Source organism: Actinacidiphila acididurans, from assembly GCF_016918855.1.
GTDB lineage: Bacteria > Actinomycetota > Actinomycetes > Streptomycetales > Streptomycetaceae > Actinacidiphila > Actinacidiphila acididurans.
This window is the reverse complement of the sequence record NZ_JADKYB010000031.1, coordinates 15253-35075: the sequence shown is the minus strand read 5'-3', so window position 1 is coordinate 35075 and position 19823 is coordinate 15253. Positions and strand designations below refer to the sequence as shown.

At 73.5% G+C, this 19823-nt stretch carries 21 protein-coding genes and 2 pseudogenes; 9 read left to right on the top strand and 14 right to left on the bottom strand.

The window, feature by feature from the left end; translation table 11 throughout:
* The first annotated feature begins 41 nt into the window (after nucleotides 1–41).
* Nucleotides 42–689 (top strand): dihydrofolate reductase family protein, encoded by a 648-nt coding sequence (locus ITX44_RS37170; RefSeq protein WP_205363789.1) that lies wholly within the window; start codon nucleotides 42–44, stop codon nucleotides 687–689.
* A gap of 9 nt (nucleotides 690–698) precedes the next feature.
* Here ITX44_RS37170 and ITX44_RS37165 read toward each other — a convergent pair whose 3' ends face one another.
* The 3 genes from ITX44_RS37165 to ITX44_RS37155 form a co-directional block, all read right to left on the bottom strand.
* The gene (locus tag ITX44_RS37165) at nucleotides 699–2474 is read right to left on the bottom strand and encodes an MOSC and FAD-binding oxidoreductase domain-containing protein (RefSeq protein WP_205363787.1); all 1776 of its coding nucleotides are present in this window, start codon (nucleotides 2472–2474) and stop codon (nucleotides 699–701) included.
* A 348-nt stretch (nucleotides 2475–2822) separates the two neighbouring features.
* Nucleotides 2823–3833, bottom strand: coding sequence for a hypothetical protein (locus ITX44_RS37160; protein WP_205363785.1), 1011 nt, complete (start codon nucleotides 3831–3833; stop codon nucleotides 2823–2825).
* Nucleotides 3834–4048: 215 nt separating this feature from the next.
* The gene (locus tag ITX44_RS37155; protein WP_236062355.1) at nucleotides 4049–4663 is read right to left on the bottom strand and encodes a GNAT family N-acetyltransferase; all 615 of its coding nucleotides are present in this window, start codon (nucleotides 4661–4663) and stop codon (nucleotides 4049–4051) included.
* A 278-nt stretch (nucleotides 4664–4941) separates the two neighbouring features.
* Between ITX44_RS37155 and ITX44_RS37150 the strand changes: the two genes are divergently transcribed.
* Nucleotides 4942–5379, top strand: coding sequence for a universal stress protein (locus ITX44_RS37150; RefSeq protein WP_205363780.1), 438 nt, complete (start codon nucleotides 4942–4944; stop codon nucleotides 5377–5379).
* Nucleotides 5380–5527: 148 nt separating this feature from the next.
* Here ITX44_RS37150 and ITX44_RS37145 read toward each other — a convergent pair.
* The 4 genes and pseudogenes from ITX44_RS37145 to ITX44_RS37130 all read right to left on the bottom strand — a co-directional run bounded on the left by ITX44_RS37145 (nucleotide 5528) and on the right by ITX44_RS37130 (nucleotide 8731).
* Nucleotides 5528–6033: pseudogene (locus ITX44_RS37145) on the bottom strand (DinB family protein).
* Nucleotides 6034–6153: 120 nt separating this feature from the next.
* The gene (locus tag ITX44_RS37140; RefSeq protein WP_205363778.1) at nucleotides 6154–6768 is read right to left on the bottom strand and encodes a hypothetical protein; all 615 of its coding nucleotides are present in this window, start codon (nucleotides 6766–6768) and stop codon (nucleotides 6154–6156) included.
* 270 nt (nucleotides 6769–7038) lie between these two features.
* Nucleotides 7039–7866 (bottom strand): LysM peptidoglycan-binding domain-containing protein, encoded by an 828-nt coding sequence (locus tag ITX44_RS37135; RefSeq protein WP_205363776.1) that lies wholly within the window; start codon nucleotides 7864–7866, stop codon nucleotides 7039–7041.
* Nucleotides 7867–8371: 505 nt separating this feature from the next.
* Nucleotides 8372–8731: a GNAT family N-acetyltransferase gene (locus ITX44_RS37130; RefSeq protein ID WP_265934376.1), complete on the bottom strand. Its 360-nt coding sequence runs from the start codon at nucleotides 8729–8731 to the stop codon at nucleotides 8372–8374.
* A gap of 320 nt (nucleotides 8732–9051) precedes the next feature.
* Between ITX44_RS37130 and ITX44_RS37125 the strand changes: the two genes are divergently transcribed.
* Nucleotides 9052–9876, top strand: coding sequence for an LLM class F420-dependent oxidoreductase (locus ITX44_RS37125; RefSeq protein ID WP_205363772.1), 825 nt, complete (start codon nucleotides 9052–9054; stop codon nucleotides 9874–9876).
* Between the two features lie 189 nt (nucleotides 9877–10065).
* Here the strand turns inward: ITX44_RS37125 and ITX44_RS37120 are convergent, their stop codons facing one another.
* Entirely contained in the window at nucleotides 10066–10617 is a 552-nt protein-coding gene (locus tag ITX44_RS37120; RefSeq protein ID WP_205363770.1) for an RNA 2'-phosphotransferase, read from the bottom strand.
* 222 nt (nucleotides 10618–10839) lie between these two features.
* Between ITX44_RS37120 and ITX44_RS37115 the strand changes: the two genes are divergently transcribed.
* The gene (locus ITX44_RS37115; RefSeq protein ID WP_205363768.1) at nucleotides 10840–11205 is read left to right on the top strand and encodes an STAS domain-containing protein; all 366 of its coding nucleotides are present in this window, start codon (nucleotides 10840–10842) and stop codon (nucleotides 11203–11205) included.
* An 86-nt stretch (nucleotides 11206–11291) separates the two neighbouring features.
* On the opposite strand, the gene ITX44_RS37110 is transcribed toward ITX44_RS37115, so the two are convergent.
* Complete coding sequence (locus ITX44_RS37110; protein ID WP_205363767.1) at nucleotides 11292–11756, bottom strand: SRPBCC family protein; 465 nt, start codon at nucleotides 11754–11756, stop codon at nucleotides 11292–11294.
* Nucleotides 11757–11803: 47 nt separating this feature from the next.
* On the opposite strand from ITX44_RS37110, the gene ITX44_RS37105 reads away from it, so the two are divergent.
* On the top strand, nucleotides 11804–12109 hold the full coding sequence (locus tag ITX44_RS37105; RefSeq protein WP_205363766.1) for an outer membrane protein assembly factor BamB family protein: 306 nt from the start codon (nucleotides 11804–11806) through the stop codon (nucleotides 12107–12109).
* Here ITX44_RS37105 and ITX44_RS43255 read toward each other — a convergent pair.
* Both ITX44_RS43255 and ITX44_RS42450 read right to left on the bottom strand, forming a co-directional pair.
* Nucleotides 12106–12306, bottom strand: a complete 201-nt coding sequence (locus ITX44_RS43255; protein WP_265934374.1) for a HEAT repeat domain-containing protein — start codon at nucleotides 12304–12306, stop codon at nucleotides 12106–12108. The genes ITX44_RS37105 and ITX44_RS43255 overlap by 4 nt on opposite strands.
* Nucleotides 12307–12430: 124 nt before the next feature.
* Nucleotides 12431–12700: pseudogene (locus tag ITX44_RS42450) on the bottom strand (hypothetical protein); the annotation flags it as partial.
* Between the two features lie 1001 nt (nucleotides 12701–13701).
* Here ITX44_RS42450 and ITX44_RS37095 point away from each other — a divergent pair.
* The 4 genes from ITX44_RS37095 (at nucleotide 13702) to ITX44_RS37080 (ending at nucleotide 17433) form a co-directional block, all read left to right on the top strand.
* Nucleotides 13702–14796, top strand: coding sequence for a class I SAM-dependent methyltransferase (locus ITX44_RS37095; protein ID WP_236062340.1), 1095 nt, complete (start codon nucleotides 13702–13704; stop codon nucleotides 14794–14796).
* Nucleotides 14797–14951: 155 nt separating this feature from the next.
* Entirely contained in the window at nucleotides 14952–16373 is a 1422-nt protein-coding gene (locus tag ITX44_RS37090) for an iron-containing redox enzyme family protein (protein ID WP_205363765.1), read from the top strand.
* Nucleotides 16361–16780, top strand: a complete 420-nt coding sequence (locus ITX44_RS37085; protein ID WP_205363764.1) for a Rieske 2Fe-2S domain-containing protein — start codon at nucleotides 16361–16363, stop codon at nucleotides 16778–16780. Before ITX44_RS37090 ends, ITX44_RS37085 begins: the two co-directional genes overlap by 13 nt.
* The gene (locus ITX44_RS37080) at nucleotides 16777–17433 is read left to right on the top strand and encodes a LysE family translocator (protein WP_205363759.1); all 657 of its coding nucleotides are present in this window, start codon (nucleotides 16777–16779) and stop codon (nucleotides 17431–17433) included. Before ITX44_RS37085 ends, ITX44_RS37080 begins: the two co-directional genes overlap by 4 nt.
* 13 nt (nucleotides 17434–17446) lie before the next feature.
* Here the strand turns inward: ITX44_RS37080 and ITX44_RS37075 are convergent, their stop codons facing one another.
* From ITX44_RS37075 to ITX44_RS37065, 3 genes are all read right to left on the bottom strand, one after another.
* Nucleotides 17447–17959 carry a methylated-DNA--[protein]-cysteine S-methyltransferase gene (locus tag ITX44_RS37075; RefSeq protein ID WP_307795657.1) on the bottom strand — a complete coding sequence of 171 codons (513 nt, stop codon included), beginning with the start codon at nucleotides 17957–17959 and terminating at the stop codon, nucleotides 17447–17449.
* A gap of 241 nt (nucleotides 17960–18200) precedes the next feature.
* Nucleotides 18201–19040, bottom strand: coding sequence for an Ada metal-binding domain-containing protein (locus ITX44_RS37070; protein WP_236062338.1), 840 nt, complete (start codon nucleotides 19038–19040; stop codon nucleotides 18201–18203).
* A complete protein-coding gene (locus tag ITX44_RS37065; protein ID WP_205363852.1) occupies nucleotides 19037–19636 on the bottom strand; it encodes an RNA polymerase sigma factor in 600 nt (199 codons plus the stop codon). The genes ITX44_RS37070 and ITX44_RS37065 overlap by 4 nt, the downstream gene beginning before the upstream one ends.
* Between the last annotated feature and the right edge of the window lie 187 nt (nucleotides 19637–19823).

Below are 19823 nucleotides of genomic sequence, written 5' to 3'. Positions count from 1 at the left end.
AGGGCGACAGGACACCGGACGGACACCGTGAGGTGAGGGACATGCGACTGACCGTGACGAGCTTCATGACCATGGACGGCGTGGTGCAGGCGCCGGGCGGGCCGGAGGAGGACCGGCGGGACGGGTTCGACCAGGGCGGATGGCAGGTGCCGTACGCCGACGACGACATGGGGGAGATCATCGACGCGCGGATGGCCGCCGCCGGGGCGTTCCTGCTGGGCCGGCACACGTACCAGATCTTCGCGGGTTACTGGCCGCACATCTCCGACGACAACCCGGTCGCCCGCACCCTGAACGGCCTGCCCAAGTACGTGGCCTCGACCACGCTCACCCGGCCCGAGCCGGCCTGGCGGCACAGCACTCTGCTCGGCCCCGACCCGGTCGCCGCGGTCACCGAGCTGAAGGCGGCCGAGGGCGGCGAACTCCAGGTGTTCGGCAGCGGCGGGCTGGTCCGCTTCCTGCTCGCGCACGGCCTGGTGGACGAGTTCCAGGTGCTGGTCTACCCCGTGGTCCTCGGCGCCGGCCACCGGCTGTTCCCGGACGACGGCCCGGCCACGGCCTTCCGCCTCACCGGCAGCCGGACCACCTCCACCGGCGTGCTCGCCCTGACCTACGAGCCCGACGGCAGTCCCCGCTACGGCTCCTTCCTGGCCGAACCGGAACCCGAGGAGCAGCGGATCGTGCGCTGACGCGCCGGCTCACAGGTCCAGTACGACCGACTCCACGTCGTCGGCGGGACGGGAGCAGCAGATCAGGGCGTTGCCTGCGGCCGGCGGCTCGACCGGGTCGGGGGAGTAGGCCACCGCCCCGGCGAGCAGCGGCAGTTCGCAGGTGTGGCACACCCCGGTACGGCAGGACCAGCGGACCGGCACGTCGCACGCCTCGGCCAGCTCCAGCAGGCTGGCGCAGCCGGCCGGCCAGCGCACGGTCAGGCCGCTGCGCGCGAACGTCACCTCCGGGCCGGTGCCCGGCTCGCCCGCCGGCTGGTGCGGGGCGCGGCCGCCCGCCGCGGCGATGCCGGGGGTCAGCCCGGCCGCGGCCCCGAACAGCTCGGTGTGGATCCGGGACGGGTCCAGACCGGCGTCGACCAGGGCCGCCGTGGAGTCGTCCATGAATGCCCGCGGCCCGCACAGGTACGCGTGCGCGTCGGCCGGCAGCCCCAGGCCGCCGATCCGCGCCGGGGTGAGCCGGCCCGCGTCGGTGTAGTCCTCGCCCGCGCGGTCGCCGGGCCCGGGACGGCTGTAGAAGACGCGGCTGCGGGTGCGGGGGAGTGCGGCCAGCAGGTCCCGGCTCTCCGCTGCGAACGGGTGCTCCGTGCCGTCGCGGGCCCCGTACAGCCACCACACCTCGCGGTCCGCGCCGGACCGGGCGAGCGCGTGCAGCATGGCCAGCACCGGGGTGGCGCCGACCCCGCTGGACAGCAGGACCACCGGCTCCGCACCCCCGGACAGGCAGAAGGTACCGCGCGGCGCGGCCGTCTCCACCTCGTCGCCGGCCCTTGCCCGCGCGTGCAGATAGCCGCTCGCCACGCCGTGCGGCTCCCGCTTCACGCTGATCCGGTACGTGCCCGCGTCCGGCTCGCCGGACAGGGAGTAGCTGCGCACGAGCGGCGCCGCGCCGTCGGCCGGGCGGATCCGCAGCGTCACGAACTGGCCGGGCAGCGGGGGCGGCAGCGCGGCGCCGTCCGGCGCGGCCAGCGTCAGGGACAGCACGCTGCCGCTCTCCGGCCGCACCTGGGTGACGGTCAGCGGCCGGAAGCCCGGCCAGGCCGGCGGCGGCGCGGTGGCACCGGTGAGGCCCGCGTTGCCGGCGCCCGTGGCGGAGCCGCCGTCGGGCTGGTCGAGCAGCGCCCGCATCGAGGCCTGCCAGCCCGGGCTGAGCGCCGGGATCCGCAGCGCCCGCTCGACCTGCTCCCGGGTGCGGCCGGGCAGGTAGAGCACCGCGTCGATCTCCTCGACCGTCATCCCCTCGGGGCCGTCGGCGACCTTGACGATCTCCTGCCCGGCCGCGACCTCGCCCTCCTCGATCACCCGCAGGTAGAACCCGGGCCGCCGGTGCGCCACCAGCAGCGCCGCCATCGCGGGCACGCCCAGCCGCAGGCCCACCCGGTAGCAGGTCACCCGCGGCTGGGTGACCTCGAACACCGCGCCGCCGATCCGGTAGCGGTCCCCGACGCACACCTCGTCGTCCGGCAGCCCGTCCACCGTGAAGTTCTCGCCGAAATGCCCCGGCCGCAGGTCGTCGCGGTCCAGTTCGCGCGCCCAGTGGCGGTAGGAGTCGAGCTGGTACACCAGCACCGCGCGCATCTCGCCGCCGTGCCCGGCCAGGTCGCCCTGCCCGTCCCCGTCGATGTTCAGCCGCCGTGCCATCCGCGGCCCGGTCACTGGTGCCTTCCACACCCCGGTGCGCACCGTGCGGCCCTGCCACGGCACGTCCTTCGGCAGCCCCACGTTCACCGATGTCAGCGTGGCCATGCCCACCTCGCGCGCGTCGTCCCGTACCGGATCGGCTCCCTGCCCCGTATCCGGTCCCGCCGTGCCGTCCGGCAGCCCGCCGGGCAGGTTTCCAGCATTCCTCCGGCGCGTGCCGCCCGCCAACGCCGACCCGCCCGGCGTCCTCCGGGCGTCTCCGCGCGCCACCGCGTGCTGTCGGGTCCCGCCGCGTCCTGTCGTGCCCTGCCACGTCCCTATCGTGCTGCCGGGTCGCCGCCCCGGCCGTACGGGCCCGGGTACGCCGCCGGTGACCCGCCCCGGACGCGCGCGGCTCCGTGCTCCCGCGCCGGTCGTCCCCGATCAGTCCCGATCAGTCCCGATCAATCCCGGTCAGCCGCTGGCCGGCCCCAGCAGGACCGCGCAGATCGCGGCCAGGCACCGCTCGGTGTCGCGCAGTTGGGCGTGCAGGGAGGGCGGGATCTCCTGTTCCGCCCAGCGCGCGGGGTCGGGCTCCGGCCGCTGCCCGGCGTGCGCCCGCCACAGGCCCTGTAAGTCCCGGGCGGCCGCGGCCAGGCTGTCGACGGCCGTGGCGTAGGCCCGTATGGCGCCCATCACGGGCAGCGGGAGCGTGCCCGGATCGAGGGGGGACTGCCCGATCGCGGCCACCACCTCGTACGACAGGCAGATCAGTCGGCCGGCGTGGGAGAGCCAGGAGGCGCCGGCCGTGGCCCGGGGCAGGCGCCCCTCGGTGGCCAAGACGCGCAGGTCCGGGTGGGTGGCCGCCAGCCGTCGCAGGGCCTCGGGCGGTCTGATGCCCTCCGCCCGCCGGGCCACCTCTCCGGCCCGGTCGCCGGGCCGCCCGCCCGTCTGGTCTATGCCGTCCCAGGCGAGCCCCACGTACATCGACCAGTCGTCCCGGTACGGGCGGGTGTGCCCGCCGGGACGGGCGAGCAGGTCACGGGTGCGGTAGCCCACCCGGGCGGGCGGCAGCGGCGGATCGGCGCCCGCGTCGTGCGGACCCAGGGCCCGCAGTACCCGGCCCAGTCCCTCGTCGGTGAGCACGGCGCCGTGTCTCGGCGCCGGCAGTCTGGGTCTTGGCGGGTCCAGGCTCGCGCTCAGCACGGTCGTGGCGAACAGCGCCGCCTCGTCCAGCGGCAGATCGTCCACCAGCAGGTGGTGCGCCTGCGCCGCTCCGTACAGGACGGACGCCACCGCGAGGCCGTCCTGCTCGGCCAGGTGCGGGTCCGGCTGGCCGCCCAGTTCCGGGTTCGGCCGCCAGCAGGTGAGCACCCACGCGTGGTGCAGCGCCCGTTCCCAGGCCGAGCAGCCGAACGCGTCCCGGTGCCGCTCCTCCCACCGCGCCGGCACCGCCGGCCGTATCGACACGTGGTCCTCCTCCATGGGGCTCCATCGGGCTCGGTCGGGCTCTGTTGTGTTGTGCGGGTCCGTGCGAGTACGTGCAAGTCGGTGCGATTTCGTTTCGGTTCGTGCTGGTTCACCGGCGGTTCTCCCGGACCGATCCGTATCGATCCCAACCGATCCATACCGATCCGTACCGGTTCGGGCCGATGCGGACGGGCCCGGGGCGTGCCGTCGGGCGCCCGGGCCGCCGGGCGTTACCGCTCCGTTCCCGGGCAGCGGACGCGAGCCGGTGGACGTACGACCGCAAGGGCGCCCCCGTGCGCCGGCGTCGGGCTGTCGGCGGCCGGGGCGGGCGTTTCCACCCGCAGTACGTCCCGCAGCCACGCCTGGCGCTCCGCCCGCCGGGCCAGGGTGAACACCCGGCGGGGCGGCCCGGGTACGTCGTGCACCACGGCGAATCCGCGCGCCGCCCAGTGGGCCACCACCGCGGTCGAGGTGCAGTCGCGCCGCACCCACGCCCGCCCCTCCCGCGCGGCCCGGTCGACCGCCCACAGCGACATCAAGGACCCCGGCTCGGCGTCCCGGTGCGCGGGATGCGTCACCGTGTCGCTCAAGTACAGCGCCGGCTCGGCCAGTTCCTCCGGCGTCCAGCCCCACGGCGGCCCGAAGTCCCGCCGTACGGTGGTGTGCCCGATCACCTGCCCGGCCCGTTCCAGCAGCCACACGGTCCCCTGATGCGTGCCGCAGCGCGCGGCGAGCTGCCGGGCGCTGTCCCGCCAGCCGGGCAGGCCGCGCCGCTCCAGCCACTGACTCCGTACCTCGACCAGCTCACGCACCGTGTCCTGGTCCTCGGCCCGGGCCGGCCGCATCAGGAACACGAGTCACCACCCGGTGAAGTGCTCACGCTGCGCCATCTTAGGCAAGCGCCGCGTGATCCGCCGGAACTCCCGCGCACCCGCTCCGGCCGTGTCGCGGCGCCGAGTTGACGGCCGCGCGCACGCGGGGGCGGGAGCGGCGGAAACGGGCGGCCGGGCGACGTGACCGGTATCACCCGCGGGCTGGGAATCGAGCGCCTCTGCGGGTCGCTGACCTGGTACGAAGGGCCGAAGGAACCCCGAGACCCCCTTGATGCAAGGAAGCTGACTCCATGTTCAAGAAGATCCTCGCCGCTGTCGATGGCACGCCGCATGCCACTGCCGTGCTGGACAACGTCGCCAACCTCGCCAAGCTGACCGGCGGGTCGGTCCACGTCATCCACATCCGGCCGTCCGAGGTCATCACCGGCGGGCTGACCGGCGGCGCCGTCCTCCCGGTCGAGGAGGCCGCCGAGGGCCGCCAGGTCGTGGACGACGCGCTCGCCCGGCTGCGGTCGGAAGGCATCGAGGCCGACGGCGAGGTGGACGAGGGCCTGCGCGAGGACCTGGCCGCCATCCTCGTGGAGCGGGCCGAGGCGCTGGGCAGCGACCTCATCGCGGTGGGTCCCGGCCACTACAGCGGCATATCCGCGCTGCTGCACTCCAGCGTGAGCCGCGGCGTCGCCAAGAGCGCGCCGGTCTCGGTCCTCGTGGTCCGCAGCGAGGCGTAACCCTCCCCGTACGGCCGGCCGGGGCGATCGCGCCCCGGGTGAGCCGCGGCACAGGGCCCGCCGGTCGGTCCGGCGGGCCCTTCCCCGTATCCGCGCCTTTCCGGCATTTCGGCACACGCCGGCGGGTTCGGCATGGGCGGCGCCCTGACTACCGCCCCGTACTGCCGTCGATCTGCTCACGCAGGATGTCGGCGTGGCCGGTGTGCCGGGCCGTCTCCTCGATCATGTGCACCAGGATCCAGCGCATCGACGGGGGAGGGGTCTCCCGCAGCGAACGCGCCCCGGGCCGGGTCAGATCCGGGCAGTTCGCGACGACCGCGTTGCTGCGCGCCACCGCGTCCCGGTAGGCGGCCAGCACGTCGTGGACGCTCTCGCCCTCGCTCGCGCCGGTGCTTCGTCGTCCAACGGGGCCTCGCCCGCGCCGGTGTAGGCCCACACGAACCAGTTGTGCTCGACCGCGGCCAGGTGCTTGACCAGGCCGAGCAGGCTCGTCCCGGACGGCACCCCGGGCCGGCGGGCCTCCTGCTCCGCGAGGTCGGCCGTCTTGGCCGCCACCGCGTTGCGCAGGTAGTCCAGGAAGGTCAGCAGCGTGGTCGCCTCGTCGGCGTCGATGCCCGGTGGCCGCAGGTCACCGCGTGGCTGGGTCTCGGTCACGGTGCGAGGGTACGGCACCGGCGGTGCGGCGCCGGCGAGCGCGGCCGTGTCCCGGGCGCCGGGAACGACCGGGGGCCGGTACGGGCGTTGCCGCTCCCGTACCGGCCCCCGGCGTCGGTGTCACTGGGCGCGCTTGCCCGCGACCGCGGCCACGTACGTGGACCAGCCGCAGCCGAAGCCGCCGAACCCGGAGTAGACCACGGTGCCCCGGACCACACCGTTGGAGTAGAAGGTGTACGTCCCCTTGCCCGAGACCGGGTAGTAGATGCAGGCGGTCACGCCGTACGAGGACGTGTGGTTGTTGACGAAGGTCGCCGACAGCCGGGAGTCGGGCGTGAAGGTGGCGGTGCCCCCCGAGACCTTCACGTACCCCATGTCCAAGCGCGAACGGTAGCCGTAGCACGCGGAGTTGCTGCTGAAGTGGATGGCGCCGGGCTGCGGCTGGACCGCCGGTGTGCCCGAGATCAGGCACAGGTCCAGCGGGTTGACGCCGTTGGTGGTGACCCGGGTCTGCGTCGGGGCCAGGGCGAGCAGCGCGGAGCGCCGGAACGCGTGACCGCTGGCCTTCCCGGCGATGACGACCTGCCACACCGGCAGTTTCCGGGCCTTCTTGACGATGGTGACGGGTGAGACCGTCGTGGTGGCCGCCTCGGCCGTCGTCGTACTCCCGATCGCGACGCTCACGAGCGCGGCCACGCACAGTGGCAGCACCCGTCTGCGAATACGGGCAGACATGACCAACCCCCCCTGTTTCCTGACAAGCACAGCTTTGGGCGGCCAGCATAGGGGGCAACTCCCGCGCCACGGCCGCTTTCCGCGGCACCCGCGCCCGGCAAATCCGGCTTGCCGCACGGCGGTTGCTGGTGTCCGGCTCCGGGCGTCCGGGAAACGGCCCTGCCCGTGGCCGAGGGATCGGCCACGGGCAGACCGCGGATGCCGGAGTCAGGTCGGGATCACGTCGGTGGGCCGGCTGTTCGCCGGCCGACGGTCAGTCGATCAGCCGGTTTAGTACGGGCCGTTGACGTTGTCGATCGAGCCGTACCGGTGGTACGCGTAGTTGCACGCCGCGGTGATGTTCGCGACCGGGTCGTAGATGTTGTACGAGGTGCCCGGCACGTGGTAGGCGTCGAAGGTGGACTGGATCGTCTGGAGCAGACCCTTGGACGGGTGGCCGGCGGCCGCGTTGGAGTCCCACAGGTTGATGGCGTTCGGGTTGCCCGAGGACTCCCGCATGACGTTGCGGTAGATGCCGTTGTACGTTCCCGGGATCCCGTTCTGGGCCATGATCGCCAGCGACTGCTTGATCCAGCCGTCCAGGTTGTTGGCGTACTGGGTCGACGTGCTGGACGTGCTGGTGGAGCTGGACGTGCTGGACGGGGCCGGCGTCGTCGCGGAGGCCGGAACGGCCTGCGCGGTGGACGAGGACGAGGACGACGCCGTCGTGGAGGTGCCCGTCATGGACGTGGACGACGAGGACGTGCCCGCCGCCGCGGCCGGCAGGGTCAGGACCTGGCCGGGGTAGATCAGGTTCGGGTTGGCGATGTGGTTGGTCTTGGCTATGGACCAGTAGCCGCCCTGCACGTTGTGCGTGCGGGCGATCTTGAACAGGGTGTCGCCCCACTTCACGGTGTACGTGGTGGTGGCGGACCCGGAAGCCGACGCGGTCTTCGCGGCGCTCGTGGTGTTCGCGGCCGGAGTGGCGGAAGAGGAGGTGGCGGCCAGGGCCGTTCCCGGCATGACCGCGCAGCTCAGCGCGAAGGCGCCGACGGCGACAGCGCCACCGGTGGCGAACAGACGCGTCTTCTTCGAGCGCGTGAAGGCGTGTTTCGGCATGGTGCGGACCTCGTTCCAGTTATTGCTTGCCCGCAGTTGCCGGTCCCTCCGTCAATCCGACCCGCATTTCCGATTAGCGGTTCGCTGCGGCGGGCACATTCTTAGCAGCGGATAAATTCCGCCACAATTACCCTTTTTGCTAAGCGTGATAGTAGGTCGCTGGGCGTGCGTGGCATTGCCACCCGCATTTCGCGCCGGCTGCCAGGGGAGAGTCCGGGCGAGGGTTTCTACTAGCTTTCTTCGTAAGTGATCCAGGTAATGTGCTGTGCATCACTCAGCGGGCCTTCATTGAGCGACATGGGGTGACCCGGCGGGCGCGGTGCGTTCAGGGCGCGTAAAGCGCCTTTTATGCCACATGGGATTAAAACGGACATAAAGTCATTAAGGGAATGACGGGAAGAATGCGGGCGACCCGAGGGTGCGAGGAGGGGGTTCGAGGGCGCTCAGGGAGCGAGTTCGCCGCTGTCGCGCGCCGGCCCCCCGGTGCCCGGCCGCGGCGCCCGGGTCAGCCCGCGGACGCCCCGGCCGGCCCGGTGACGTCGGCCCGGCACAGGACTCCGACCCCGCCGGAGAACTCCACGCCGGGGTAGCTGAAGTCGCGGGTCACCTCGACGAAGCCCAGCTCCGCGTGCAGCCTCAGCGACGCGACGTTGCGCGCGTTGGCGAAATACCAGGCGTACGGCGCCCGCCGCGCGACCCATGCCAGCCGTGCCCGGACCAGGGCGGTGCCCACGCCCTGGTGCCGGTGACCCGGGGCGACGACCAGCCCGGAGAGATAGAAGCCGTCCGGCGCGGCATCGGGCGGTGCCTGCCCGTCGCGCGTGAAGTGGTGCACCTTGCCGTAGCCGAGATTCCGCCCGGGCAGCCGGGCTCAGCGGCCACGAACAGGGCGTGCGGCCCGGGCGGCAGCAGTGCCGCGAACCGCTCCGACCAGGCCGCGGCGGCCCCGCCGCTGTACTGCGACGCGAGCCGTCCGCATGCCGCGAGGTCGTCCGCCCGCGCGGGTCTGACACGTACGGCGCTGTCCACGGCCGGTCATCCTTCCCGCGCGGCCCGGTCCGGCAAGGCATTCCCGGGAGCCGGGGTGGGCTCCTTCACAGCGAAAACCTGGTGCGGTGGCGGTGCGGGATGGGGCGGGCGGGTACGGCTTAGGGTCGGGCAGGGCCATCCGACCGAAGGAGCAGCATGAAGTTCGGCATCTCCACCTTCATCACCGACCAGGGCATCCGGCCGGTCCCGCTGGGCCGGGCCCTGGAGGAACGCGGGTTCGACTCGCTGTTCATCGCCGAGCACAGCCACATCCCGGTCGAGCGGCGTACGCCGTACGCGGGCGGCGGCGAGCTGCCCGACATCTACTACCGGACGCTGGACCCCTTCGTGGCGCTGACCGCCATCGCCACCGTGACCGAGCGGCTGCTGGTGGGCACCGGCATCGCCCTGGTCTCGCAGCGCGACCCGATCCACACGGCGAAGGAGGTGACCTCGCTGGACCTGGTCTCCGACGGCCGGGCCGTCTTCGGCGTGGGCGTCGGCTGGAACCGCGAGGAGATGGCCAACCACGGTACCGACCCCGCCACCCGCGGCCGCCTCGTCGACGAGCGCCTGGGCGCGATCGTCGAGCTGTGGACCAAGGAAAAGGCCGAATTCCACGGCGACTTCGTGAACTTCGACCCGGTCTTCGCCTGGCCCAAGCCGGTGCAGCGCCCGCACCCGCCGATCTACGTGGGCGGCGGCGAGGCCGCGTTCCCGCGCATCGCGCGGTTCGGCGACGCCTGGCTGGTCAACGCCTACCCGCCGCAAAAGCTCGGCGGCATGATCGAGCGGCTGCGCGCCACCGCGGACCGGGACATCCCGGTCACGGTCTACGCGGGACCCACCGACAGCGAGGTGATCGAGGGGTACGCCGCTCTCGGTGTCGAGCGCGTGCTGCTCTATCTGCCGACCGAACCCGAGGCGCAGAGCCTGGAGAACCTCGACCGGTACGCCGAGCTGGCCGCCCGCTACCGCTGACGTTCCCGGCGGGAGTCCCCCGACGTCGCCCGCCCCGGTCCCGCGGCCGGCCGCTGTCGGCCGTCGGCCGCGTACGGCCGCGTACGGCCGCGTACGGCCGCGTACGGCCGCGTACGGCCGCGTACGGCCGCGTACGGCCGCGTACGGCCGGGGCCAGGGCGCCTCGGGGGCGCCTGGCGGGGGCCTGGGTCAGCGGGGCATCGGGCGCAGCCGCTCGGGCGGCACCGAGTCGGTCAGCCACATCCCGTTCGCACTGACCCGGAAGACGTGACCGGCGGCCACCAGCGCCGCCGCGTCCACCTCGAGCACCGCCGGACGGCCGTGCCGCGACCCCACCCGTATGGCGGTTTCCATGTCGGCCGACAGGTGCACGTCCTGCCGCGACATGGGCCGCAGCCCCTCGCGCAGGATCAGCGGCAGACTGGCCGCCGCCGTGCCGTGGAAGAGCACGTCGGGCGGGGTCGCCGGGGGCAGGCCCAGGTCCACGGTCACCGAGTGCCCCTGGCTGGCCCTGATCCGCCGCCCGTCCTCCGAATAGGCGAACCTCTTCTTGTTGTTGGTCGCCACCACGTGATCCAGGTCGGCCCGCGAGAACCGCCGCCCCCGCGCGGCACAGGCGGTGATCAGCTCGTCCACGTCGACCCAGCCGCCCTCGTCCAGCACGACCCCGACCGCCCCCGGGTTGTGCCGCAGGACCAGGGACAGGAACTTCGACACCTTCACTACTTGCTTCTCGTCCATCGTTGCTCCACTGTGACGCCTGACCCGGGCCCGGTGCGACCCCTTTGCGCAGCGCAGGGCTTGTACGGCACCGGGCGTACGAGGGGGAGTGCGGCCGTGACCCCGCGACCGCGGCAGCCGTTGTTCCGGGGCAAGGGGAGTCACCGTTGACACGCCTATGTGACCTGGGGTGATCTAGGCGCGGGGAGTCCACGATGGCTGGCGCGATGCGGAGGGTGTGCAGTGACTGACGAGGGCGTGGCGATCACGCGGCGGTCGGCCGCGGGCGGAGTGGTGGTGGCCGAGGTGCGGGGGGAGATCGACCTGACCTCGGCCTATGCGCTGGAGGAGGCCCTGACAGCGGCCGCGGCGGAGAGCGGGGACGACGGCGGCGCGGCGCCGCGGGTGGTGGTGGACCTGACGGAGGTCACCTTCATGGACTCCAGTGGCCTCAACGCCCTGCTGCGCACCCACCGCGCCGTGCAGGCCCGCGGCGGCACGCTGGCCCTGGCCGGCGCCCAGCAGACCGTGGCCCGGCTGCTGGAGATGACCGGCCTGGAAGAGGTGATCCCGGTGTTCCCCGGCGTCGACGAGGCCATCGAGCCCTGACCCACGGGTCCCGGACGCCCGGCCCACGCCCGTCGCTTCTCACCGCGCCGGGGGAGGGCCGGGCGTCGACCCGCGGGCACGTGCCGTCAGGCCGTCGCCGTCTCCGTCCACCGCGCCAGCTTGTCCAGCGCCATACGGGTGCCGGTCTCGTTGTCCGCGGCGGGCACGCTGTCGGGGATGCCCTCGTGGGTGATCGCCACGTCTGTCCCGCCGTCCGCCGGCGTCAAGGTGGTCGTCATCGTCATCTCGTCGGCGAGCCCGGGGTCGTCCGTGACGAACCGGAGCCGCTCGACCACCTTCTCCCCGGGCACCACCTCCACGAAGTGCCCGTAATACGTGTCCGTGGCCCCGGAGGTCTTCCCGGCCGCCCCGGCCGACTCGTACGTCAACGAGATCCGGAAGGCGCCGCCCTGCCTCCCCTCGAACTCGTGCACGGTGCACGTCATCCCGTCCGGCACCCGCCACGCCGCCACCGCTTCGGCGTCCAGCAGGGCCCGGTAGACCGCGTCAGGCGATGCGCCGATGTGCCGCGAGACCGTCATCGTATACATGCGCCCCAGCCTAGGGACCTGACCCGGAGCCCGCCGCCCTTCAGCGGGTGTACGCGCCCGGCATCCGCCGGCGCGAGGCCGCGGACGGGGCGCCCGGCTGGGTGTTCCGCACGGACGCCGGGGCCACTGATCTGGACGCCGACGCGGAGACGGCATACGTGGGCTACGAGGACGGTGAGATCGTCGGGCTCGATCTTCGCGACGGCACGGTGCGTTGGCGCCGGCACCTGACGGTCGGGGCGGTGCTTGTCGTACCGACCGCGCTGACGGTCGCCGGGCCGGGGCGGTTGCTGATCGGCACGGACGACGGGCGGGTCCTGGAGTGTTCGGTCGGGCAGGGGGCGCCCTGCTAGCGGCGCGCGCGGGGGGCGGTGCGTGCGTGGACGGGGCCGCCGGGGGCGAACCAGCCGGCCTTTTTGCGGACGGTCGGGTTCGGGTCGTGGGCGCGGGAGGTCTCCAGGGCGGTCACGGCGCGGATGTCGGTGTGGGCGAATTTGCCGACGAGTTCGGCGGCCCTCGCGCGGACGTGCGGGTCCGAGTCGCCGGCCAGGTGCCGCAGCGCGGGTTCGAGGACCAGGTCCGCGCCCGGTGCGCAGGCGTCGCTCTTGCAGCGGTCCCAGGGCGTGGAACGCGGCGATCCTGACGTCGGCGTCGGGATCGTCGGCCATTTCGACGAGGTCGGTCATGGAGTCGGTGTCGGCCAGATGGTCCAGGAGGCGGCAGCAGCCCTCGCGGACCGCCGCGTTCTCGTGCCGCAGGCCGGCCCGGATCGCGTCCAGCGCGTCGGCGTCGCGCCGCAGCAGCTCGTGAAAGGCGGCGACCGTGCGCTGCGGGTCGCCCAGGCACGCGACGAGTGCCTCGTTGTCGGTCCTGACGAAGCCCAGCACGACTGCAGTGTCGAGCCGCGCCCCGCGCTCCGGCAACGGGTTTTCGCCGCGGCCCATGCCCCCGAACTGACGCCACGTGAGCACCCGGGACCGGCCGGACGACGGGGGACACATCCGGCCGTCCGCGGAGAAAATACGGTGTCCGCCGGGGGCGACAAGCAGCCGTCCGAAAGGAGCAGGCACCGGCCGCCGCCGAGCGCGGATCGCGCCGGCCGGGCGGAAGGCCGCCGGGCCCGACGTATTCCTTTCCGGTCCGCAGCTGACGTAGCCCCGATCGGCCCCGCGGCGGCCCGTACTTACGCGGCGCACGCCCGGCGCCGGCCGCTGGTCCGCGCGCGCCGGGGCGTGCGTACGTGGTCGCGGCGCACGCGGCCGCCGCGCGCCGGGAAAACGGGGCCCACCCGCGTTTCGTTCCGGCCCGTGTCCACGGTGCGAAAAATCCCTCGGCCGCGAGCGCTTCACCGCGTCGCTCCAGGCGCCGACCGCCCGCGTAAAGCCGCCCGGCGGACGTGAGTTCACAGTCAATTACCGGCCGATTCCCGGTGGCCAAAAGCGGCGGGAAGCGGTGTCGTACGTCACCACCCCGGCCTATCGTGTGCGGCGGCCGGTCGGCTCCGCTTGACGGGCCGGCTCCACACCTGTCCGGTGTCCGCGAATTCCCGCGACCTCCGCGCATCCCCCACCGAAGTGCGCTGGCGTGCCCTGCCGGGCGTGCCCGCGGAAAGCAACGTCGATTGCCGCAGGAGAAAACCGTGACCGAAACCCGCGCTCTTTCCTGTCCGTTCAGCGGCGCCCGCGCATCCGTGCCGGCCGGCACGACGCTTTTCTGACCGTACGCGCCCGACCGCACGCGGCGGACATCGCCGCCGCCTGCCGGACGGCTCCGGGAAATCCGCGCACCGGCGGAATCCGGGCCGGGTTCTACGCGCATCGCGCGGGCGGGACACGGCCGTTGCCCCGCCCGGCCGGGCGGCCCGTACGCACGCGACACAGCACTCCCACCGTCTGTTCGACCCGGTTCCCCCCACCGGAGCACAGCCAAGGAGCGTGCCGACAGCATGACCGACTCTGTGAAAGCCAGTCCGGGAGACGGTACGACCACCGGCGCGCCGCCACCGGGCGCCGCCGTGCAGGACGCGGCCTGGATGTCGCCGCTGGGCCGGCTGGCCCTGGCGTCGCTCCAGACCCGCGCGCTGGAACTGAGCCGCCTGGTCCAGGAGACGGCCGACGCGCTGGCCCGGCCCGAGGCGCTGCTCTCCTGGGACTCCGGGGGCTTCGCCGAGATCGCCCGGCGCTCCGTACCGCGCTGGCACTTCGCCATGCTCAACGACGCGGAGCGCAACGAGGCACTGGTGCAGGCGCTGGAGAAGCAGATCCCGGCCGGCGCGCTGGTGCTCGACATCGGCACGGGCACCGGATTCCTGGCGATGGCCGCGGTCCGGGCGGGCGCCGGGCACGTGTACACCTGCGAGGAGAACCCGCTGCTGGCCGAGATCGCCCGGCAGACCGTCGAACGGCACGGCATGTCCGGCGCCGTCACGGTGCTGACCGGCCGCTCCACCGGCCTGGTGGCCGAACGCGATATCGGACGCCGGGCCGACGTCCTGATCTCGGAGATCGTCGACTGCGGCCTGATCGGCGAGGGCCTGCTGCCCACACTGCGGCACGCCCGCGAGCACCTGCTGGCCCCCGACGGGATCATGATCCCGGTCGGCGCGCGGCTGTACGGCCAGCTCATCGAGAGCGACGCGGTGGCCGGGCTCAACCGGGCGCAGTCCGCGGCCGATTACGACGTGTCCTTGATGAACATGACCGCCACCCAGGGGCACTTCCCGGTGCGCCTGCACACCTGGCCGCACCGGACCCTCACCGAGCCCGTGCCGCTGGTCGGGTGGGACTTCCGGGCCGAGCCGCTGACCCCCGGATCGTGCCCGGCGCGCCTGCCGGCGACCGCGGACGGGCGCGCCGACGCCCTGGTGGCCTGGTTCTCGCTGGACTACGGCGCCGGAATCGTGCTCGGCAACGCCCCGGAGAAGACCGCGTCCCACTGGGCGCAGGCCCTCATCCCGCTGGAGCGGACGGTGCCGGTACGGCGGGGCACGACGGCCGAACTCCTCCTGCGCTGGTCCGACACCCGCCTGACCGCCCACTAGCGCTCCCGCCCGTACCGACCCGGCGCGGGCCGCACACCGCCCCCGCCGATCCCGCTTCCGCCGATCCCGGACCCGCCCGCGACTCACCCCTCCGCACGCAGCACCCCCGTACCCCCGGCGTGCGCAACTCCCTCCCACACCCAAGGAGAACGACGATGAGTCACTCCCTGCCGGCCTACCGGCCGTTCGAACTCGGCGCGGACGACCTGCGCGAGGCCGTCATGCGCTACGCCACCAACCCGCTCTACCTCGACAACGACGAGTGGCTGAACGACGACAACCCCTACCGCCGCCAACTGCGCCCCCAAGTACTCCGGCATCTCGACTTCAGCACCCCGCCGGCCAGGGCCGACATCCTCAACTACCCCAGCCTGGCCGCCCAGCGGCTGCTGACCGCCATCTACGAGGCGGACCTGGTCTTCCTGCCGAAGTCCGGACTGGGCGACCGCGCCGAGGACTTCAAGAACTTCTACAGCCCGGGCAACCGCGCCCTGGGCGAGACGATCCGCCCGGCTCTGGAGCGCTACGCCTTCGGATTCCTGGACGAGGAGGTCGACGTCTCCGGCAAGTGGACCAAGGACACCTTCCTGGCCTACCTCGAATCGCTGGAGCCCACGATGACCGGCGGCCCCTCGAAGACCGCGCAGGCCATCCTGTCGTCCACCGACCGGGAACGCGCCGCCCGGATGTGGCTGATCCAGCTCGCCCCCGACTTCCTGTCCGAGGCCTCGCCGATGATCCGCAACGTGCTGGGCCACTACGGGCAGCCGCAGTCGGAATGGTTCAAGATCATCATCGACGAGTACGGATACGGCGTCCACGAGACCAAGCACAGCCGCCTGTTCGAACGGACCCTGGAGTCCGCCGGCCTGCGCTCCGACCTGCACCGGTACTGGCAGTACTACCTCAACAGCAGCCTGCTGCTGAACAACTGGTTCCACTACCTCGGCAAGAACCACGAGCTGTTCTTCCGCTACCTCGGCGCCCTGTTCTACACCGAGTCCAGCCTCGTCGACTGGTGCCGGCACGCCGTCGACACCCTCACCGAGATCTTCGGCGACCAGGTGGACGTCACGTACTTCACCGAGCACGTCCACATCGACCAGCACCACGGGCGCATGGCTCTGGAGAAGCTGCTGCTGCCGATCGTGGAGGAGCACGGCGAGGGCGTCATCCCGGAAATGGTGCGCGGCATCGAGGAGTACCGGGCGCTGCTCACCGTCGCCGACGACGACTTCTCCGCCCAGATCGCCTGGATGGACGGGCAGCCGGAGTACAACAAGCTGCACGCGCCGGTCTACGAGGCGATCACCAGCGGCCGGGTGAAGCCGCCCCTGGCCGACATCGTCGAGCCCTTCGGCGAGCTGTCCAACACCCACTGCCACGACGGCGACGAGCTGTGCCACATCGTCTCCGGCACCATGAAGTTCGTCAGCGGCTTCGACTCGCACCTCATCCTGGAGGCCGGCGAGGGCGTCGTGATCCAGAAGAACCGCCTGCACGGCGCGATCATCGAGTCCGAGGAATGCGTCTACCAGATCTACTCGGTCGGGGACTACACGTCGTGCTTGTCGTGACCTTCTCCGCCACGGGCGCGGGCAACTGCGTCGAGGTGGCGGGCACGCCCTACGTGTACGCCCGCACCCGCCGGGACGGCTCCGACGGGTTCGTCATGGGCGCCCGCTGCCCGCACCGCGGCGGCCCGCTGCACCTGGCGTCGGTGAGCGAGGACGGCGCCCGGCTGGTGTGCCCGTGGCACGGCGGCCGGGTCTCGCTGGCCCGGCTGCGCCGCCAGGTGCCGGCGGTCCGGCGCGGCGACACGGTCACCGCCGTGTTCGCCGTGCCCGCGGACACCGAGGCGACGGTGCGTCACGTCCCGGTGTCCGACGCCCTGTGCGCCGCCCCGCCGGTACGGGTCCGGGGCCTGCCCGAACCGGCCGACACCGCTGCCGCCCCCAAGGCCGCCGCCGGAACGGCCGGATGACCGCGGTCACCGCCTCGTTCCTGGCCACGTCCGCGCTGGTGATCCTCTCGCCGGGGCCCGACGCCGTCCTGACGGTTCATCTGGTGCTCAGGACCGGCCGCCGCGCCCCGGCGTGCGCGGGCGCGGCGGGCATGCTCACCGCCGGCGCCGGGCACGCCGCGCTCGCCCTGAGCGGCGTGTCGCTGGCGCTGCGCACCGATCCGGCCGCCTGGACGGCACTGCGGTGGGCGGGCGCCCTGGTGCTGTTCGGCTGGGGCCTGTCGGTGCTGGCCGCCGCGTTACGGCCGAACCGGGCGTCCGGTGGCAAGGGGCCGCCCGGCGGATCGCTCACCCTGCGCCGCTGCTACGGCCTGGGCGTGCTGTCCACCGGCAGCAACCCCAAGGTCGGCGTGTTCCTGCTGGCCTACCTCCCGCAGTTCGTGGGCCCGCACGACCCGCCGCAGCGCACCATGGCGCTGCTCGCCGGCGTCTATCTGGCGATCGCCGCGGGGTGGCTCGCGCTGCTGGTGGTCGCCACCGACCTCGCGCGCCGCCGCGGGGCCGGGCGGGCCCGGGGGAGTACGGCGAGGGCCGCGCGCCGCCGGTCGGCCGTGGAAGGGCTGCTGGGCCTGGTGTTCATCGGCTTCGCGGTACGCCTGGCACTGCTGGGCTGAGCCGGTGACCCGCTCAGCGGCCGGCCTCCAGGTCGAGCAGGATCTGCTTGGCCCGGGCCCCGCCGGCGTACCCGGTGAGCTTGCCGGAGGCGCCCAGCACCCGGTGGCACGGCAGCACCACGCACAGCGGATTGGCACCCAGTGCGGCGCCCACCGCCCGGGCCGCGGCCGGCTTGCCGATCCCGGCGGCGAGCGCGCCGTAGGTGGTGGTGGCGCCGTACGGGGCCAGTCGCTCCACGCCGAGCACCACGTCGCGGCGGAAGGGCGTGGCAAGGCGCAGGTCCAGCGGCACCTCGAACCGGTTGCGCCGCCCGCCGAGGTAGTCGTCGATCTCGGCCCGCGCCCGGTCCAGCAGCGCCGCCGCGGCGGAGCCGGCTCCGGCCTCCGGCTCGCCCGTACTGCGCCGGGCCACCGGCTCCAGCCACGGCAGCAGCCGGTCGACGGGGGCGAACCCGCAGTACAGCAGGGCCTGTTCGGACGCCGCCAGGGTCAGCTCGCCGATCGGGGTCCGGTGCGTGCCGGTCACGACCGTGTCCAGCGGTTCCGTCTTACCAGGTCGTTCCAGGCGCTCCGGCTGTTCCAGCTCACCCGGCCGTTCCGCTTGCTCCCGCCCTTCCGCCCGCCCGGCTCGCGTCGGACCGCCCGGCATGTCACCGTGAGTGTTCCGGTCCCCGTGCGGCTGCGTGTTCGTGGTGATCACCCTTCTCCGTTCCGTGAGGTGGCGGCGGCCCGAGGTCCGAGCGGGTCCGCGGAGGCGCCGCGCGCGTTCATGCCGCCGGCCGGCAGCTCTTGCACGGCCGGTACCCCGCCAGCCGCGCCTGGCCCGCGGACCGGAAGGGCACCTGGTGCCGCGGCGTGATCCGCCGGGCGTGGGCGCACGTGGGGTGGCAGTAGATGTGCGTGGTGTCACTGCCGAGGAACACCGTACGCTGCCGGGCCAGCTCGACCACCCGCTCCACGTCGACGGCCTCGGCGCGCCGCAGCGCGTCACCGGCCGCCGCGCCGTGCCCGAGGTCGTACGGCAGCCCGTCCTCGTCCGTCACCCGGTAGGAGGGCACCAGCACCTGCACCGGATTGGCGGCCAGCACCTCGAGTACGGCCCCGGGCCCGGTGAGGCCGGCCTCGCGGGCGACCCAGGACGCCGGCCGGAGCTGGCCCCTGGGCACCGCGCGCACCGCGGTCAGCACCGCCGCCATTCGGGCCTGAACCGGTCCGAGGTCCAGCGGGAGCTTGGCAAAGCGGCCGGTGCGGACGGCGGTGCGCAGCCCCGCGGGCACCGCGGCCGCCGGGATCGCGGAGCGCCCGGCACGCCCGCGGTGCGCCTCCTCGAAGCCCGTCGCGCCGCCGGCCGCCGATGCCAGCGCGGCGCCGGTCACCGCCCCGCCGCGGTGGGCCACGTACAGCACGCCCGCCGCCGTGGCCACCTCGGTGTACGTGTCGTACCGCTCCGGCGCCACCCCGGCCGCCCGCAGCACCCCGGCCGCGAATCCCAGCGGGGCCGGCGTCATCAGCGACGCGAGCGCCCGCTCCAGGTCGCCGGCGGGCCCCGAGGCGGACGCGTCCGCGTCCGCGCCCTCGCCCTCGTCCGGGAATCTCTCGTCGCTCATGCCCCCCTCGCCTCCTGCCAGGTGACCGCGGCCGGGCCCACGACCTCGCGCAGCCGGGCCAGGCCCCGGGAGACCTGGGCCTTCACCGTGCCCACCGGGCAGTCCAGGACCTGCGCGGCCTCCGCGTAGCTCATGCCGATCACGTGCCGCAGCACCACCGCGATCCGCTGCTGTTCGGGCAGTTCCAGCAGGGCGGTGGTCAGCACGTCGCGGTCCAGGGCGTTGGCGGCGCGCTCCTCCGGCCCCGGGCTGCCGTCCGACAGCGCCACGCAGGACTCCTCCACCGGGGCCGCGGCCACCGGGTGACGCGCGGCCGTGCGTACGTGATTGCGCCAGGTGTTGGCCGCGATCACCAGCAGCCACGCCCGGGGCCGCAGCGCCCGCCGCCGCTCCGGCGGATAGTCCCGCAGCGCCGTGTAGGCCTTCAGGAACGTGTCCTGGCCCAGATCGTCGGCGACGGTCGGCGAGCCGGAAATGCGCAGCAGAAAGGCGTGGACCGCCGAGGCGTGCAGCCGGACCAGCTCCGTGAAGCCGTCCGTCAGGTCCGCCGCCAGCAGGTCCGCCGTGTCGCTCGTCAGCTCCGCCGTCGAATCCATCACTGCTGGAACACCGCGCGCCCGCGTTCGGTTGCCGCCCGCCACCGGCAACTCCTGTCGCACCGCAGCCATTTCGGCGACAGCGGACCGAAAGCGGACCGGAGCCGTGCAACCGTTTGCCGCGCCCCGGTGTTCACCTCAGGGCTGCGCTCCCGCGGCCGCGCGCGAGGAACCGGACGGCGCTGGT